General features: G+C 46.3%; 16 protein-coding genes. 5 read left to right on the forward strand and 11 right to left on the reverse strand.

The genetic code is table 11. From position 1 onward, the window contains the following. Positions 1–68 precede the first annotated feature (68 nt). The 3 genes from dnaG to rpsU form a co-directional block, all read right to left on the reverse strand. Complete coding sequence (dnaG, locus tag OM95_RS08020) at positions 69–1,928, reverse strand: DNA primase (protein WP_041872389.1); 1,860 nt, start codon at positions 1,926–1,928, stop codon at positions 69–71. A gap of 17 nt (positions 1,929–1,945) precedes the next feature. Then, a complete protein-coding gene (locus tag OM95_RS08025; RefSeq protein WP_041872392.1) occupies positions 1,946–2,392 on the reverse strand; it encodes a GatB/YqeY domain-containing protein in 447 nt (148 codons plus the stop codon). Positions 2,393–2,539: 147 nt separating this feature from the next. Then, on the reverse strand, positions 2,540–2,740 hold the full coding sequence (gene rpsU / locus OM95_RS08030; RefSeq protein ID WP_155722516.1) for a 30S ribosomal protein S21: 201 nt from the start codon (positions 2,738–2,740) through the stop codon (positions 2,540–2,542). A gap of 357 nt (positions 2,741–3,097) precedes the next feature. Here rpsU and OM95_RS08035 point away from each other — a divergent pair, with 357 nt between their 5' ends. Genes OM95_RS08035 through OM95_RS08045 form a run of 3 tightly spaced genes read left to right on the forward strand, consistent with a single transcriptional unit; the run spans position 3,098 to position 6,284 of the window. Then, positions 3,098–3,847 carry a TerC family protein gene (locus tag OM95_RS08035; protein WP_041872730.1) on the forward strand — a complete coding sequence of 250 codons (750 nt, stop codon included), beginning with the start codon at positions 3,098–3,100 and terminating at the stop codon, positions 3,845–3,847. Then, entirely contained in the window at positions 3,847–4,779 is a 933-nt protein-coding gene (gene tadA / locus OM95_RS08040; protein ID WP_291515875.1) for a tRNA adenosine(34) deaminase TadA, read from the forward strand. The genes OM95_RS08035 and tadA overlap by 1 nt, the downstream gene beginning before the upstream one ends. A gap of 29 nt (positions 4,780–4,808) precedes the next feature. Continuing rightward, the gene (locus OM95_RS08045; protein ID WP_041872394.1) at positions 4,809–6,284 is read left to right on the forward strand and encodes a DEAD/DEAH box helicase; all 1,476 of its coding nucleotides are present in this window, start codon (positions 4,809–4,811) and stop codon (positions 6,282–6,284) included. On the opposite strand, the gene OM95_RS08050 is transcribed toward OM95_RS08045, so the two are convergent. Together OM95_RS08050 and OM95_RS08055 are read right to left on the reverse strand one after the other, a co-directional pair. Continuing rightward, positions 6,281–6,553 (reverse strand): hypothetical protein, encoded by a 273-nt coding sequence (locus OM95_RS08050; protein ID WP_041872396.1) that lies wholly within the window; start codon positions 6,551–6,553, stop codon positions 6,281–6,283. The two genes, OM95_RS08045 and OM95_RS08050, sit on opposite strands and share 4 nt — an antisense overlap. Beyond that, positions 6,550–7,488: a protein-glutamine glutaminase family protein gene (locus OM95_RS08055; protein WP_041872399.1), complete on the reverse strand. Its 939-nt coding sequence runs from the start codon at positions 7,486–7,488 to the stop codon at positions 6,550–6,552. The genes OM95_RS08050 and OM95_RS08055 overlap by 4 nt, the downstream gene beginning before the upstream one ends. Before the next feature lie 114 nt (positions 7,489–7,602). On the opposite strand from OM95_RS08055, the gene OM95_RS08060 reads away from it, so the two are divergent. Then, positions 7,603–8,622: a M48 family metalloprotease gene (locus OM95_RS08060; protein ID WP_291515877.1), complete on the forward strand. Its 1,020-nt coding sequence runs from the start codon at positions 7,603–7,605 to the stop codon at positions 8,620–8,622. A 31-nt stretch (positions 8,623–8,653) separates the two neighbouring features. Here OM95_RS08060 and OM95_RS08065 read toward each other — a convergent pair whose 3' ends face one another. From OM95_RS08065 to OM95_RS08090, 6 genes are all read right to left on the reverse strand, one after another. Then, positions 8,654–9,376: a response regulator transcription factor gene (locus tag OM95_RS08065; protein ID WP_291515880.1), complete on the reverse strand. Its 723-nt coding sequence runs from the start codon at positions 9,374–9,376 to the stop codon at positions 8,654–8,656. 53 nt (positions 9,377–9,429) lie between these two features. Then, complete coding sequence (locus OM95_RS08070; RefSeq protein ID WP_041872407.1) at positions 9,430–9,792, reverse strand: translation initiation factor; 363 nt, start codon at positions 9,790–9,792, stop codon at positions 9,430–9,432. After that, positions 9,789–11,315 carry a SpoVR family protein gene (locus tag OM95_RS08075; RefSeq protein WP_041872410.1) on the reverse strand — a complete coding sequence of 509 codons (1,527 nt, stop codon included), beginning with the start codon at positions 11,313–11,315 and terminating at the stop codon, positions 9,789–9,791. Before OM95_RS08075 ends, OM95_RS08070 begins: the two co-directional genes overlap by 4 nt. A 45-nt stretch (positions 11,316–11,360) precedes the next feature. Further along, positions 11,361–12,458 carry a DUF444 family protein gene (locus OM95_RS08080; protein ID WP_041872413.1) on the reverse strand — a complete coding sequence of 366 codons (1,098 nt, stop codon included), beginning with the start codon at positions 12,456–12,458 and terminating at the stop codon, positions 11,361–11,363. Next, the gene (locus OM95_RS08085) at positions 12,458–14,533 is read right to left on the reverse strand and encodes an ATPase AAA (RefSeq protein WP_041872415.1); all 2,076 of its coding nucleotides are present in this window, start codon (positions 14,531–14,533) and stop codon (positions 12,458–12,460) included. Before OM95_RS08085 ends, OM95_RS08080 begins: the two co-directional genes overlap by 1 nt. A 75-nt stretch (positions 14,534–14,608) precedes the next feature. Beyond that, positions 14,609–15,235 carry a DUF4292 domain-containing protein gene (locus OM95_RS08090; RefSeq protein WP_041872418.1) on the reverse strand — a complete coding sequence of 209 codons (627 nt, stop codon included), beginning with the start codon at positions 15,233–15,235 and terminating at the stop codon, positions 14,609–14,611. Positions 15,236–15,252: 17 nt separating this feature from the next. On the opposite strand from OM95_RS08090, the gene OM95_RS08095 reads away from it, so the two are divergent. Further along, complete coding sequence (locus tag OM95_RS08095; protein ID WP_041872420.1) at positions 15,253–15,864, forward strand: hypothetical protein; 612 nt, start codon at positions 15,253–15,255, stop codon at positions 15,862–15,864. Positions 15,865–15,895: the final 31 nt, after the last annotated feature.

Genomic DNA, 15,895 nt, shown 5'->3' on the forward strand with positions numbered 1-15,895 from the left:
GGAAAGAACCTTTACGGGCTCTTTCTCTTGTTTATTTGGTAGGTTCGGTTTCATCAATACCCCGCCTTTTACCCTTTATTCAGAGAGATTCGGTTTCTCTGAATATTCATAATCTGTTCCAACTTTTCCGAACTAGGTTCGTTTTTAAGATCTCGTGCTAATTGCTTTGCTTGCTCTCTTAAGAAATTTTCCCGCACGCGTTTAAAGCAATCACGCAAGAGCTTCACTTCAGCCTCTTCGTCGAACCCTGGCTCGGTTTCAGCTTGTGGACCGGCTTGAAATAAATATTCAGGCTGATCGACGTAAGAGACAAGCAGACTGGTCAACTTATCAAACTTATTAAGATCTTGTCTATACACATCCGTCGCCTTTTCGAGGATCTTTTTCACTCCGTCGTGAGCGACGCTCTCAAGCAACTTTTCATTCACAAATTGATCAAAATTGGCACGACTTTTGAGTACCAATCCTAATAGCAGAAGTTCTGCTTTTGAGGCCCCTTTAAGGCTGATTTTGCCTCCTTCTACTGAAGAAGACACCGCTTCTGGCACCGCCGGGTTAGTCGACGGGCTTGGCTGCACCGTCCTAGTCATGCCGGGGCGGTTCTGAGTATATCCAGGGGCACTGCCTTGTATTCCAACAGCTTGACGCAACCAGGGCAAAGTAACGCTCATTTTTTGAGCGGCTTCGGCCAAATAAAGATCCCTGAGACGAAGATCGGGGATGGCTTCAAACAAAGGCTTTAGTTTATCCGCCAGCTTCACTTTTTCCGAAGCTTCACCGCGATACCCTTCCATCCAGCGAGCTAAAATCATCACGAAAAGATCAGGGGCCCTGTCTAATTCCGCCTTCAAAGCCTCTGCACCGTATTTTTTCACATAATCGTCAGGGTCCATGCTGTTCGGTAAAGTCAGCCCCTTAGGGTAAAGATCCGCCGCCAAGAGAATCGGCAGACTGCGCTCAGCGGCTTCCATTCCTGCCGAATCGCCATCAAACATGGCCACCACGTTTTTCGTCATGCGCTTAAGCATTTTCCCGTGATCCGGAGTTAAGGCCGTGCCCATGGTCGCAACCACGTTACGAATACCCGCCTGATACAATGAAACCAGATCCATATAGCCCTCGACAATAAGGGCCATGTCATCACTGCGAATATACCGGGCTGTTTGCGAAAGTCCGTAAAGAACTTTTCCTTTAATAAATACCGGCGTCTCGGGAGAGTTTAAATACTTCGGCTCGTTTTCTTTTTTCTCTAAATAACGTCCACCAAAAGCAATAGGCTCACCCATTGCCGAGAAAATCGGGAACATCAGTCGGTCACGGAAAATATCAAAGTAACCGGACTTATTGGTACGAGCCTTTACCAGGCGCGCCTCTTCCGCCAAGGCCATCGAGATATTATGAGAAGCCAAATACTTCTCCAACCCATCCCATTCGGCCACGGCGTAGCCGATCCCGAAAGTCTCAATGACTTCTTTAGAAAGACCGCGACTGGCGATGTATTTCTTCACCGGATGATCGTGAGGAACACGGTGAAGTTGCTCTGAAAAGTAATGAGCCGCGAGCTTATTTACTTTTAACAACAACTTCTTTTTTTCGGCGACCTGATCTTGAGCCGCTTCGTTCTTTTCCGGGGCCGGCATCGGAATACTGGCGCGATTTGCCAGGTACTCGACGGCCTCTGGGAAACTCATGCCCTGATAATCGCGCAAGAACGAAAACATGTTTCCGCTCTTGTGACACCCAAAGCAGTGATAGACTTGTTTTGTCTCAGAAACAGAGAACGACGCCGTTTTTTCGACGTGATCAGGAAATGGACAGCGGCCCATAAGGCCGCTACCACTAGGTTTCAACTGAGTGTATTGAGAGATGATGTCGACAAGGTTGTTGGCCTCGGAAACCCTCTCAATAAAGTCCTGAGAAAATCGCATGAACCGTCCAGGTGCCTTTATGCAAGTTTAGATTTGATAATTTCGCTGACGACTTTGTTGTCCGCCGCGCCACCAGAACGAGCGATGACTTCTTTCATCACAGGTCCCATGTCTTTCACCGTTTTTGCACCTGTTGCCGCAATGACTTCAGTGACTAGAGCTTCGATTTGTTCACGGCTCATTTGCGCAGGCAAATAAACTTCAAGAACTTTCAATTCGGCAGATTCCTGATCCACAAGATCTTGGCGACCCGCTTGTTGGAATTGTTCGATAGATTCTTTTCTTTGCTTAACAAGTTTTTTTACTACGCCAAGAACTTCGTCGCCTGTGATTGGGTTCGGGCGCATGTCGATTTCGCGGTTTTTGATCGCAGCTTGGAGCATACGAAGCGCTCCCAATTTAACACTGTCTTTTGCGATCATCGCGGCTTTGATATCCGCTGTGACTTGATCTCTGATTTCCATTGATACCTCCGAGAGTAAGACTGTTCAAAAAGGCGCAGCCGCAAGAAGTTCAATGAAGTCGGATGGGTCTTATTCAACAGTCTGTCTGTAAGAACAGAGGCGACCTTTTGGGCCGCCTCCTGAATAACTATCTTCACAAAGGAAGGACTAGTCGTTCCAGCCTTTTCTCGATTTTTTTACAGCGCGTTTACGAGCTGCAAGAGACTTCTTTTTAAGTCTTACTGAGGGCTTTTCAAAGTGTTCACGTTTTTTCACTTCAGAAAGAATACCTGCTTTTTCGCAAGATTTTTTGAATTTTCTGAATGCAGATTCAAAAGACTCACCGTCTTTGATCTTAACCATTGCCACGACAATCACCTGCCCTTCGAATGTGGAAAATGAGAGATGAGTGTATAACAAAGCGGCAGAAAAGGCGCAAGTCTCGGGGTCTTAACGCGTCGAATTATTATTTCTAAGAGGACTTGCCTTCCAGGCACCCCAATGCGCTCTGCTAAAATTCAACAAAAACAACCTGAAATAATATTTAAGTGTCTGATTTTAAAAGACTTAATAGAAACCATCTAAACCAAAACAGGAATGCGACCTTTCATTCAAAACCCGAAAAGCATCATGTGCAAGCCTGTTGCAATCAAAAGAGATTCATCCCAAATGCCACAAATTAGTTTATAAACTCCCTCAGCTCATAAAGGAGTTTATATCACCATGATGGAAATGCTTTCGAATCCTCAAATCTGGATTGCCTTCGGTACTTTGTTCGCTTTGGAACTGGTCCTGGGAATCGACAACGTTATCTTTATTTCAATTCTGGCGGGAAAACTGCCTAAGGACCAACAGCAAAAGGCGCGTATGACGGGCCTGGGGCTGGCAGTTTTGACTCGTATTCTGCTACTGTTCTCTCTGTCTTGGATCATCGGTTTGACCGAGCCTATTTTTTCAGTCATGGATCACGAAATTTCTGGGCGCGATCTTATTCTTCTTCTGGGCGGTTTGTTTCTTCTTGTTAAAAGTACCGCCGAAATTCATCACAAGCTAGAAGGAGTCGAAGGTAGCCAGTCCAAAAACGTCGCCCATTCTTTCGGTGCAGTTATCGTGCAGATCCTTCTTTTGGATATCGTTTTTTCACTCGATTCTGTGATCACTGCCGTCGGGATGGTGAAAGAATTGTCCGTGATGATTGCGGCAGTTCTGGCCTCGACCGCTGTTATGATTTTTTCGGCGAAAACAATCAGCGATTTTGTCGATTCGCATCCGTCTTTGAAGATCCTTGCTTTGAGCTTCCTATTGATGATTGGCTTCACCTTGATCGTCGAAGCTTTGGAAGTGCATATTCCCAAAGGATATGTTTACTTCGCCATGGCCTTTTCTATCGGCGTGGAAATGCTGAATATTCGTATGCGTAAAGCCAGTGCCAAAGACCACGTTAAACTTCGTGAAAGAATCGCGGAGGAAAAGTAGTGTCTTCCCAGCGCCAACAGGATTCTTATTGGATGCGCAAGGCCCTGCATCTTGCGCGTAAAGCGGCGGTTAAGGGAGAAGTTCCTGTCGCCGCCATTCTGGTGGGACCTGAGGGCCTTATTTCCTGGGCTGTGAACACGCGCGAAAGACAACAAACCCCCTTGGGTCATGCGGAACTTTTCGCGCTTCATAAAGCTTCTCAGAAAAAACACAGTTGGCGATTGAGCGACTGCACTCTTTATGTAACCTTAGAGCCCTGCGTGATGTGTGCGGGCGCTATTCAACAGGCGCGTCTGAAGCGGGTTGTTTATGGCGCTTCTGACCCAAAGGGTGGCGCCGTTCAAAGTCTTTATCAAGTCCTCAGCGACTCTCGATTGAACCATCAAGTCGAAATCACCCCGGGGGTTCTTGCCGACGAATGCGCCGCTCTTATTCAAAGCTTTTTTCAAGATCGTCGCGAAGAAAAAAAGACCGAACAGTCGCAAAAGATTTTTCGCGACAGAGCCTCGGTTGTAGTCGTGCACAAAAATCAAATTTTAGGCTTCCACGCTGTCGATCCAACGTCGAAAATGCCCTACTTTTTTTTACCGGGGGGCGCAATTGAACCCGGAGAAAGTCTGCCCGACGCCGCCGCCCGCGAGTGCTTGGAAGAGACTGGCTACAAAGTTCGCATCCTTGAAGAAACCGCTTTTGAAAGGAAGTACGATTTTCCTTGGAACGGAAAAATTAACGCGTGCCGAACGGTGTTCTATTTGGCGGTGTTGGATCAAGAATGGACTCCGCCTCACAAAGTGGAGGATGCCGACTATCACAAAGGTGTTGCCTGGATAAGCGCAAAAGATGCCTCACAGATCTTTTCATATAACAAAGAGATCCTTTGGGCCGTGCAAAAATTGCTGAAAACCGCCCAAAAGAAATCCGCCTTGCGCTGAGGGCCTTAAGGCTGTTACAACGGCCTTTCATGACAACGACAAAATTTACTGACCTCCCCTTGATAGCCCCTCTTCAATTCGCACTTAAAGAAGCAGGATATGAAACCCCAACACCCATTCAGTTGGCCTCCATTCCTGTACTTTTACAGGGGAAGGACCTTCTCGGAATCGCACAAACAGGAACCGGAAAAACTGCCGCGTTCAGCCTACCTATTTTGCAGAACCTGGCAAAACATCAATCTCGCCCGGAAGCAAAATGCCCGCGAGCTTTGATCCTAACGCCGACGCGTGAACTTGCGATTCAGATTCACGAAAACATTGAGGCCTACAGCAAACACTTAAAGCTTAAACATGCCGTCATCTATGGTGGCGTCGGGCAAAATCCCCAAGTCCGAGCCTTGCAAGCTGGTGTCGACATTCTGGTCGCCACTCCGGGACGCCTGTTGGATTTGTTTTCGCAAAAGTTTTTGCGTCTGGATAAAGTTGAAATTTTCGTTTTGGATGAAGCCGATCGCATGCTCGACATGGGTTTCATGCAAGATATTAAACGTATTTTGCCTTTGCTTCCCAAAAAGCGTCACAACTTGTTTTTCTCGGCGACAATGCCTCCCGAGATTTCAAAGTTAGCGCATAATATTTTAGTGAATCCGGAAAAGGTGGAAGTCACTCCGACATCTTCGACCGCCGAAAAGGTGGATCAGACGGTGATGTACGTGGAGAAGAAAGATAAGCTTGATCTTTTGATCCACCTTCTTAACGACAACGATCTCTATAAAGTCTTGGTTTTTGTGCAAATGAAGCACGGCGCGAATCGTGTGGTAGATAAATTGGTGAAAGCCAACATTTCCGCTGCGGGTATTCACGGAGATAAATCGCAGTCCGCTCGCCAACGTGCTCTTGAAGATTTCCGCAATGGTGATGTTCGGGTTTTAGTGGCGACAGATATTGCCGCTCGTGGAATTGATATCGAAGGCATTACTCACGTTATTAATCTTGAAGTGCCTCACATCCCCGAAAGTTACGTTCACCGCATTGGGCGAACAGCTCGCGCGGGAGCTTCCGGTGCCGCCATTTCATTCTGTACTGCCGAGGAAAAATCCTTCATGTACGCGATTGAAAAGGTCACTCGCCAGCCGGTTCCTTTGGTCAAAAATCAACCTTACCATTCTGAGGCCATTGAAAAAGCGCAGGTTTTAAGTGCCGGCAAGGCCAAGGCGATCTTAGAAGGTCAGCGTCTAGAAAACAGAGCCAAGAATCGTGCGGGCCAAAAGCCGAAACACGCTTCTGGTGGCCATAGTAGCCATGGTGGCGGCAGACCCCACAAGTCTGCTGATTCTCACAAAAGAAAAGCCTCTCATAGCGGTGGAGAAGACAGACCGCAAAAAGCGGCTTCTCACAAAAGTGGGGCTTCACAAAGCAGTGGCCCCAATAAGAGTCCTGCTGGAAAAAAGGCGGACGCGCAAAAACCTAAAAGAAGATTTTTTGGATTTGGCAGAAAGGGCTAAGGCCCTTTCACTTCAACAATCTTTCGCGTCTTTTGTTCGACGAAAAATTTCACGGGTTTCTTCAACTTCTGGCTCTTTTTAAGATTTTCAAGAAAGGGCTCGTTGCCAGTCAGCTCATAAACACTGGGATGAAGTTTAAATGAAACCCGCACTTTGCTGTTGGCAGTTTCAATTTTATAAACACTGTCGGTAAATGATTGCGTTTTTGGTGCAGGCATTTCAGCCCAGGTTAACTGCGTAAATAGCAAAGCCACTAGCATTGACTTCATCTTGCCTCCTCAAACCGCTCGTCCTCGCGGTCGGAAGCCAACATTCTCTGCTCTTCCTGACGAGCCTCTAGTTCGTGTTGCGCTTGAACCGTATCTGCGGCATGCCACTTCAAGCGATTTGGATCTTTCTTTGCCGACGGAAGTGTTTCGCCACGCAAAGGCCCGAGGTTGAATCGATCGGTGACGTAAGCCAGTGCTTCTTTTTTATCCTGAGAAGTCGTCAATAAGGTATCGGTCCACTGTTTCACTGGAACAGGTTTATCATATAAAGCCGGATCTAAAACGCGCAGCTCAATTCCCTTATTTGTTTTCACCGCCACGACTGGAGCTACGTGGTAATTCCAAATGTTCTGATCTTCATAAACCCGCTTTTCTTCCGGGATCACTAGACGACCTTCTAAAAACATTTTTGCGACTCGGATTCCCTTCTTCTCCATTTGTTGGGAAAAAATATGCGCCCGTGCATAACAGCCATTTGAGGTGGCGCCAAAGGCATAGCGTTCATCCTTCGCAAAATCACTGAAGATCTTGGCCGCTTCTTCTTCAGTTAAAACAGAAACCGGAATGTCTCCGGCAGCTGTTTTTTGCAGAGTGACTGTGGGGTAAACGACTCCTTTATATTTTGCAGATTTCGGGTCGCAGATTTCCGATTTGTTAAAGCTATCCAAAGATTTTGCAAGAGACTGATAGAACTCTTTATAGTCCGTCATCTTTGCCGAGGTTCCCGCTTGTGAAGCGGCGTTATTATCGGGAAGCAAAGATTCTTCATAAACCCCGGCAGAGCTACAAAGTTCTTCCGCGAGAAAACGATCTCGCGACGAAAAATCGTCAGGAGCTGACTGAACAAGCTCTTTAAACTGACATGCCTCTGTGGGCGTTAAAGCCCAGGAAGTTTGAACTATTAAAAGTGAAAAAAATAAGGCGACCAAACGCATGCCCTTCTTTTCGGAAGCTTTGCCTTTTCGCCCAAGAGGGGTTGACCTGGACTTTCGCCCGTTTTCGCAAAAGAAGTTGTGGCCCTGAGCAAGGGCGTTTGTTTAAGTTTTTATATGGATCAAAAAGAAGCCCTTTTAAAACTTGATGACGTCTTGGACCAATGGATCAGCACCCCCATGGGCAGAAGGACCTTTCTTGCCTCTTTGCCACTATTAATGACGGCCTGTGCGACCGAACAACATCGTCAGCGCGAAGGAAATTTGCGAGGGGATGAAACAACTCTCACTTATGAAGAGGAAAGAAATTTAACCAAGGAAGCCTTGCCACAAATGCGCAAGGACTATCCGGCAGTTCAAAATCCTCAACTTCAATCCTATATTTCCCAATTGGGAAAGAAAATTGTCGCCGCCAACAATCTTCAGGGAAATCCCTATTCCTATAATTTCACGGTAGTGGATGTAGGTTACGTCAATGCGTTTGCACTTCCGGCCGGAACCATCTTCGTAACGGCGCCTCTTATTGCAATGGCTGATTCGGAGGCCGAACTGGCTGGAGTCATAGGACACGAAGTCGGCCATGTGAAGGCTCGGCATACGGCCCAGCGAATGGAGGCGGCCAAAAAAGCCGAGGGCAAATCCTGGATATATGCTGCTGGCGGCGGCATTTTAGGCGGCGCTCTGGGGTACGGTTTGGGTAAACTTCTTTGTGCACCCAGTGACGACCAATGCATGCAAAAGGCAACAATGTATGGGGCCGCAGCCGGCGCAGGTGGCGGACTTTTAGTTCAAAAGTACGCTTTCATGGCAAATTCTCGCGAGGACGAAATGGAAGCCGACCGTATTGGTTTTAGAACTTCGGTTGCTGCCGGATATGACAAAGACAAAGTCGGATTGTTTTATGAAAAGCTTCTGAAAATGGAAGAACAGGCCAAGGGGCAGCACAATCAAATGTTGTCTTCTTTGGCTGATGCCATGAGCACCCATCCCCCGAGTCGCGAACGAGTCACGCAGATGAATCAAATGGCGGCGGAGCAAAGAGGAAACTCACGAGCGATCGTATCGTCCAAAGAGTTTGATCGAATGAAAGGACTGTGTTCAGAACTTGCGAAACGAAAACAACAAAAAACAGGATAAAAAAAGCCGGAGTTAATCCGGCTTTTTTAGTTTAATTTTCAGAAGACTCCAGTCGATATCCCAGTGATGGGACCGCCACAATACGTCCGTTGAACTTTTGAATTTTCCGTTTCAAGTAATTGATTTGGGAATCCACATTTCGCGATGTCACTTCAGTGTCACCCCAGATTTCCGTTAAACATTTTTCACGGGTCACTAGGTTGTTCTTTGCCGCCACCAACATTTTCAGAATGTCGAATTGCTTCGGTGTTAAACCCACTTCTTCCCCATCGACAAATACCTGACGCGACAAAAGGTTCATTTTTAAATTTGCTGCCGTCAATTCAGAAGCCGACTCGGACTCTTTATCAGAAAGACGTGCCTTAATCCGCAGAATCAGCTCTTTCACATGAAAAGGCTTGGAAATGAAATCATCCGCGCCAGTCTCAAAGGCCTTGATTCTTTCATCAATGGTCGCGGCCCCAGAAACAAAGATAATAGGTGTGTTTTTTGTCGTCGCACTTTCGCGAACCATACGACAAACATCAACACCCATCAAACCCGGCATTTTGTAGTCTAACAAAATAAGATCCGGTCTTTTTTCATTAATAAGCTTTACGGCCGAGTTGCTGTCAGAAGTGTAGGTGCACTCATACGTCGTACTGAGAATTTCAGCCAGAAGCTTACAGCTCTCTTCATAGTCATCAACAATAACAATCTTTTTCGCTGCCAAATCCGCACCTCGCAAAGGATTGGTGGTGGTAAACATATTCATATTTGGAATATCTCTTGATCATACTTAAAATTCAAGCTGCATGGGGTCCAGTTTTAAACGCCCTTGTACTTGATGCGCTTGGACTCCAGTATTTTCTTAAGTTGATCGCGTTTGTCACCTTGAATCTCTATTATACCACTTTTTGGAGAAAGAATGTGAGTGCCGCCAACGCCGCACTTGGCTTTTAATTCTTTAGCGAGATTTTTAAGGAAGTCCTCGTTTCTAGGAAATCCATCCATCACCGTAACGATCTTTCCGCCCCTGCCGCCCTTTTCCAGGCGGAAGATGACGGTGAACTGCCCCTCTTCTACGGACTCCTCAGCAACGCATTTGCATTCGGATTGGAGCTGTTTACATTTGGGACAACGCACGTTCTCTTTTGGGTCGGTGCTATAAACTAAACGAGTATTCTTCATGAACCGGAGCTTTCTTGAGTCGAAGGATTCGGAGTGGGCTCTTCACCCAGCTTATGCTGTGTATACTCCTTTCCGTCGAATCTAAAAAGCTGCGGGGTTTCATCCATGACCGTCGCCAGATTTACCGGCCGTTTCCACATCTTGAAGACGTTTTTCAGGGTCTCGCTCATGAAGTCCGGCTGCATATCAATACCTTCATGCAGATGAGTTAACAAAAGTTCTCCCCGATTTTCAAAATTCGCGTCTTCAATTCTGATGATAGGCTGACCGAAGTTTGTCATATGAAACAGCAGTTGAGCCTTGATCGCTTTGAAATCTTTTGTGTCGACTTCAAACTTTCCGGTCTTTTTATTAAATTTATAAACAAAAAGTTTATTACGAACGCAGAAGTCCTCGGTCAGGAACTGATCAATGAAAGTGACGTCGTTACAAACTTTGCGCACCTCAAAGATTTTTTCCCGCCCCAAACGGAGGTTTCTATTCCAATTCTTGCGTTCGCGCACATCATCACACTCTTCCCACTCGCGGCCGAACTGTCCTTTGTTCCATCTTTCTTCGATGTCGCGGAAAAGCTCGATACCCACTTTATACGGATTGTAACCGTTCGGTGCCATCGCCATCGTGCCGCTGTGATGATCGGCAAAGTCGATGATCTCGGAATCATTTAAGATCTTGGTCGTCATTAAATGTGAATGCCAGTAGGAAGCCCACCCTTCATTCATGGTTTTCGTCATGCCTTGCGGAGAGAAATAGTAAGCCTCATCCCGAATGATTGAAAGTACGTCCTGCTGCCAGTCTGTTAGCGGCGCATAGTGAATAAGGAAGTTAAGAATGTCCTTTTCCGGTTCCTGCGGAAAGCGCTGCGCCTTTTGCATCGCCTCTTCTTCAGCTTTCTTTCTTTGTTCTTCAACAAAGGAGGGCGGATTGATGTAGTCGCGCATATAAGAACGGTCGACACGCAGAAGATAGTTGGGCTCTTGGGCGCGGGAGTCTGCGGGTTTAGCCACAGACTTTTCCACATAGGGGCTGTAACGGTCGATCAGATTTTCCAGGCTTAAGCAGACGTCGATAAAACTTTCCACCGTTTCGTAGCCATAACGATCCATATAACGACGGATACGGGTGGCATGATTCGCCATCTGGTCCATCATTTTACGATTTGTTTTCGAAAACCAAATGTTGTTCTTGAAAAAGTCACAATGGCCGTAGACATGCGCCATAACCAGCTTCTGATCCATCATGGCGTTGCCTTCCATAAGATAGGCGTAACAAGGATCCGTATTGATCACCATTTCATAGATCTTAGAAAGACCGTATTCATAGCTCTTGGAAAGATGTTCGTACTCCATTCCGAACTTCCAATGAGGATAACGAACTGGAAAGCCGCCATAAGCCGCAAACTGATTGATCTGATCGTAAGTGATCAATTCAAAAATAGTTTCAAAAAAATCCAGTCCCGCGTCTTTCGCGATCTGACAGATTCTTTTTCGTTCTGCTTCTAATTCAGGAGTTAAATTCGCCATAACTCATCTCCGTTTAGGAAAGGGTATCAGATACCATTTCCAGCTTTAGCGTCCTTTGCCCAAGAAATCCTTGATCGAGTCTAGGATCTTGTCGCGGTTTTCAATTTGGCTCAGAGTGAGTCTTTCGTCGTTGCCAAATTCCTTTTGTAAATCCTTAAGAAACTGTCCGCTTCCGTATTTACTTTCCACCTGTCCGTAACTGAAGACGTTACAATTTGGCAGAAAGAATTCAGACATCATCTTAATACATAGACGCGTATCTTCACCGGACCAGTTATCGCCGTCGCTGAAATGGAAGGGATAAATGTTCCACTCGTGAACCGGATAGTCTTTCAGGATGATCTCCTGACAAAGTTTATAGGCCGAGCTGATTAATGTACCACCGGATTCGCTGGTTCTAAAAAATGTATCCTCATCCACTTCCTTTGCTGCCGCATCGTGAATAATGAAACGCGTTTCCAGGCCCTTGTAGTGCTTCTTCAACCACGTATTGATCCAGAAGCTTTCAAGCCGAACGATCTCTTTTTGCTCGTCGCCCATACTGCCTGACACGTCCATCATGTAGATAACGACAGCCTGAGTCTGCGGTTGATTCACTTTTTTGAAAGACTTGTACTGCATGTCTCTACGAATCGGCAACACCAACGGCTCTTCCGGGTTATAGGTGCCCGCGCCGACCATGCGCTTTAAAGCTCTTTTATAAGAAGATTTAAAATGTCGCAGACCTTCGGGACCGACAGGAGCAAGCCCGGTAAATTTTGTCTTTAATGATTCGATGTTTTTCGCGCCTTTAGGCTCAATGCGCGGCAGTTGCAGTTTCTCGCCAAGAATGTCCGCCAGCTCTTCCATGGAAAGTTCGACTTCCAAAAGATGCTCCCCTGGAGCTTCTCCGGCCTGTCCTTGTCCACCTTCACCCGGATCGCCAACATCTTGGCCAGGCTGACCTTCCCCTTGACCGACCCCGCCCTGCTGTTTGGGGCCGTAACGAAAGTTTGGAATATCAATGCGAGGAAGAGGAATCTTAACGTACTCATCCTCGCGCTTCCCAATCATCTCGCCCTGGGAGACATACTTGCGAAGGTCTTCTTTAACCTTGCCTTTAACGATTTCTCTAAACCTGTTGTTGTCTTCCCGAATTGACATTATTTATTCTTTACATCCCCACGGGCGAAGATACTTGCAACGTAGTGTAGAACATCCGTCGCAGAGATTTCATCATACCCGAAGTCCTTGATGAGACGAGTTTTAACGATATCAATTTTTTCCTGAGTATCTTTATCAGCAACATTACTTACCAACGTCGTCAGCTTAATGCTGTCTTTTTGATCCTCAAAGAGCTTCAATTCGATCGCTTTGTGAAGCCGTTCGTTCATTTTATAGTTGAACTTCTTACCTTCCAAAGCGAGCGCCCCGATGTAGTTCATGATCTCGCGACGGAAATCATCTTTGCGGGACTCAGGGATCTCGATTTTTTCTTCAATAGATCGCATCAAGCGTTCATCTGGCTCTTCATCATTGCCGGTGAACTGATTACGAACTTTTTCACGTTGCGTGTAAGCTTTGACGTTGTCGATGTAGTTCGCGCAAAGTCTTTGCATCGCACTTTCATCGGCACTGATTGCTCTTTGCACCTCGGCTTTGATGATTTCTTCATATTCTTGAAGAACCACACCCAGAAGTTCCTTGTATTCGTTCTTGAGTTCTTCATTGGAAATCAGCGAGTGATTCTTCAGGCCGGATTCCAGTTCCTTAAACACCATAAACGGATTCACAGACCCTTTGTTGGACTGCTGGGCCGCCACTAGAGCGTTGGAAAGTTTATCCTGAATATAACGAGCTGAAATACCTTCCAGACCTTCGCGGTTGGCCTCTTTACGAAGCTCGCGCACGTTGTCTTCCGTATAATTCGGCAACGTCTTACCGTTATAAAGCTTTAGTTTTTGCAAACGAGTCAGGTTGGCTTTCTTAGGCTTTTCCAAACGAGTCAGAATCGCCCACATCGCCGCCATCTCAACCGTGTGCGGAGCAATGCTCAAACCACGCACCTTCTGAGAATTGAAATCGCGTTTGTAAATGTTGATTTCGTCTCTCCAACGAGTGATGTAAGGAATATCGATCTTTACGGTACGGTCACGAAGAGCTTCCATGAACTCGTTGTCTTGAAGACGACGGTATTCCGGTTCGTTCGTGTGACCGATGATCACTTCATCGATATGCGTTTGGGCGAACTTTTTGGGTTTTACCCGGTGCTCTTGAGACGCGCCCAAGAGATCGTACAAGAAAGCCACATCAAGCTTCAAAACCTCAACAAATTCAATCATACCGCGGTTGGCAACGTTGAATTCTCCGTCAAAGTTGAAAGCGCGCGGATCAGAGTCAGATCCGTATTCGGCGATCTTACGGTAGTTGATATCACCAGTAAGCTCTGTGGAGTCCTGATTCTTTTCGTCTTTGGGTTGGAAAGTCCCGATTCCGATACGGTCCGCTTCCGAGATGAAAAGTCTTCGCACGCGCACGTGCTCAAGAACTTTCATCAGGTTGCCTTCGTATTTTTCCATGAGTTGTTTAAAGATAAAGCGCGATGGAGGACTGAGTTCTCCGTCCACGTGCACGCGATAAGAACCCTCTTGGCCTTTATTCAAAGATTCATAGACGCTTTGACGAAGTTCTTCCGGGATTAACAACAAAGGCTCTTCGTTCATTGGTGAAGGAAACACCTTCACGCCTTTACCCAGAATACCATCAAGCTCCAGCTTCTCATCGATCCATTCAAACGTGTACATCGCACCCGATTTAGAGTGTGAGTAGCGCTCAAGACCTTTTTTGAGCATGCGGCAGATCGTGGACTTCGCACTGCCCACCGGACCATGAAGAAGAATCACACGTTTTTCAGTTCCGTATCCTAAAGCCGCAGCTTTAAGCACGTTCACCAGCTTCATCAACTGAACATCCAGCCCGAAGACCGCGTCCTTGCCATTGTTGAAGGTGTCGTCGAAGAATCTGTATCGTACGACTTCTTTTTTGAAATCCAGGTACGTCTCGGTGCCCTCTTCAACGATCATGTCGTACATGCGCTGATAAGCATTCCTCGTGACTTTAGGATTTTGTTTTACAAGATCGAGATACTCTTCGAAGGTCCCACTCCAATGCTCTTTAGCGTGAGTGCTCGAGTTCTGCCAGTTACTGACCAACGATTGAAGATCAAACTTAGAGGCCATAATCTCTCCCTCGGTGCTTGGTGACACACCTACTTCATAAGATTATGCCTCAATCCTAGACGGTTAACGAGTTTTTTAATTTATTTGTATTGCTTTGAACCCTGACGGCTGTCTCAATGTGAACAGATCTGATTTGAACTGGACCTCAGTCTGGGGCGCAGGAAATTGCCACTGCATTTCAAATTGCGGCCCCGTAATAACAACTTTCTTTTCGCCTTCAGTTCGATTTGACCAGACAACACGAAGGTTCTTTTGCAAATTGTCACATTGAGAAACCCAACCCTCTTGTGAAAGCGTGCATTGCCAACCGGGACCACGCACAGGTTCGTCAAAAGCGATATTGGCAAGATTCATTGGATGTAAAGGGACATCAATCATCCGACTGAATGCACGCTCTGAATTTCTGCCATAAAAAAATGTTTTCTGCGGATAGATGACATAAGAAATTTCAGTGGGACTCATCACCAGGCTTGCCACCTGATAACCCAACATTGCTGAAATTTCCAAACGGGCTCTTTCATTTTTTATAGCGTAGATATCTATATTTAATGACTGAGTCTTATTTTTCTTTTCATCCTTAATAAGAGCTTTGGTCTCCCACTGGGCTTTATGGTAAGCCCCCTGCTTGACTGTCTTGGTGACACAGCCGGAAAGAAAAGCGGTTAATAGAATCAGCAAAAAATAATTGATAGTTGTCATCATTGCCTTAGCATAGAGAAATGAATTCTTTTAAACAAGCGCTGATTCATCTCAAAAATCATTGGAAATACGGGCTTTTAATAGGGGCCTTGGGCTTGATGGTGGCTCTTATTTTGCGCCACATCCCCTACGTGAGCGCTTTTCTGACGGCCTTTGCTCTTTTAATTCTTCAACATCTGACCGATCGTTGGATGGAAGGAAAGAAATGGCAGAATCTTTCAACCCTGAAAGAGTTTCTTCTGCCATTCGTTGTGACCAGTTTAATTCTGTTTCCAACCACCGTGCTTATTGGGTCCTCGTTAGGAATCCTGCAAAGTCCACAAGAATATCTTTCTGGCGCGCCCCTTTCTTTAGGTCTATTTATGTTAGGAGCATTTTTCTATCTGGTACTGACCCATGCATTACGCTATCGCATGGAAACGACAACGGGGCTGGCTGAGGCGCTGGACATCGTCGGCCTGGCTTCAATGAAAAACTTCCGCGTCTATTTCGTGCTTAGCTTCTATCTTGCGCTTTTGCTTCTGCTTGCGGGCGTCACTTGGGGACTGGGATTTTTGGTGGCGTTTCCGATGTTATTTTTCAGCAGCCACTATTCTTATAATGAAATGAAAACTCTGTTCGTAAAAAAATAAAAAGGGCTTCGATGTTTACGAAGCCCTTCTT

It is taken from the genome of Bdellovibrio sp. ArHS, from assembly GCF_000786105.1.
GTDB lineage: Bacteria > Bdellovibrionota > Bdellovibrionia > Bdellovibrionales > Bdellovibrionaceae > Bdellovibrio.

Coding starts and splice junctions, on each gene's coding strand:
- OM95_RS08080 (WP_041872413.1), bottom strand. CDS start 12,458: ATGTCAATTCGGGAAGACAACAACAGGTTTAGAGAAATCGTTAAAGGC.
- OM95_RS08095 (WP_041872420.1), top strand. CDS start 15,253: ATGAATTCTTTTAAACAAGCGCTGATTCATCTCAAAAATCATTGGAAA.
- OM95_RS08065 (WP_291515880.1), bottom strand. CDS start 9,376: ATGAATATGTTTACCACCACCAATCCTTTGCGAGGTGCGGATTTGGCA.
- OM95_RS08085 (WP_041872415.1), bottom strand. CDS start 14,533: ATGGCCTCTAAGTTTGATCTTCAATCGTTGGTCAGTAACTGGCAGAAC.
- OM95_RS08050 (WP_041872396.1), bottom strand. CDS start 6,553: ATGAAGTCAATGCTAGTGGCTTTGCTATTTACGCAGTTAACCTGGGCT.
- OM95_RS08045 (WP_041872394.1), top strand. CDS start 4,809: ATGACAACGACAAAATTTACTGACCTCCCCTTGATAGCCCCTCTTCAA.
- OM95_RS08075 (WP_041872410.1), bottom strand. CDS start 11,315: ATGGCGAATTTAACTCCTGAATTAGAAGCAGAACGAAAAAGAATCTGT.
- OM95_RS08070 (WP_041872407.1), bottom strand. CDS start 9,792: ATGAAGAATACTCGTTTAGTTTATAGCACCGACCCAAAAGAGAACGTG.
- dnaG (WP_041872389.1), bottom strand. CDS start 1,928: ATGCGATTTTCTCAGGACTTTATTGAGAGGGTTTCCGAGGCCAACAAC.
- OM95_RS08025 (WP_041872392.1), bottom strand. CDS start 2,392: ATGGAAATCAGAGATCAAGTCACAGCGGATATCAAAGCCGCGATGATC.
- OM95_RS08055 (WP_041872399.1), bottom strand. CDS start 7,488: ATGCGTTTGGTCGCCTTATTTTTTTCACTTTTAATAGTTCAAACTTCC.
- OM95_RS08090 (WP_041872418.1), bottom strand. CDS start 15,235: ATGATGACAACTATCAATTATTTTTTGCTGATTCTATTAACCGCTTTT.
- OM95_RS08060 (WP_291515877.1), top strand. CDS start 7,603: ATGGATCAAAAAGAAGCCCTTTTAAAACTTGATGACGTCTTGGACCAA.
- OM95_RS08035 (WP_041872730.1), top strand. CDS start 3,098: ATGGAAATGCTTTCGAATCCTCAAATCTGGATTGCCTTCGGTACTTTG.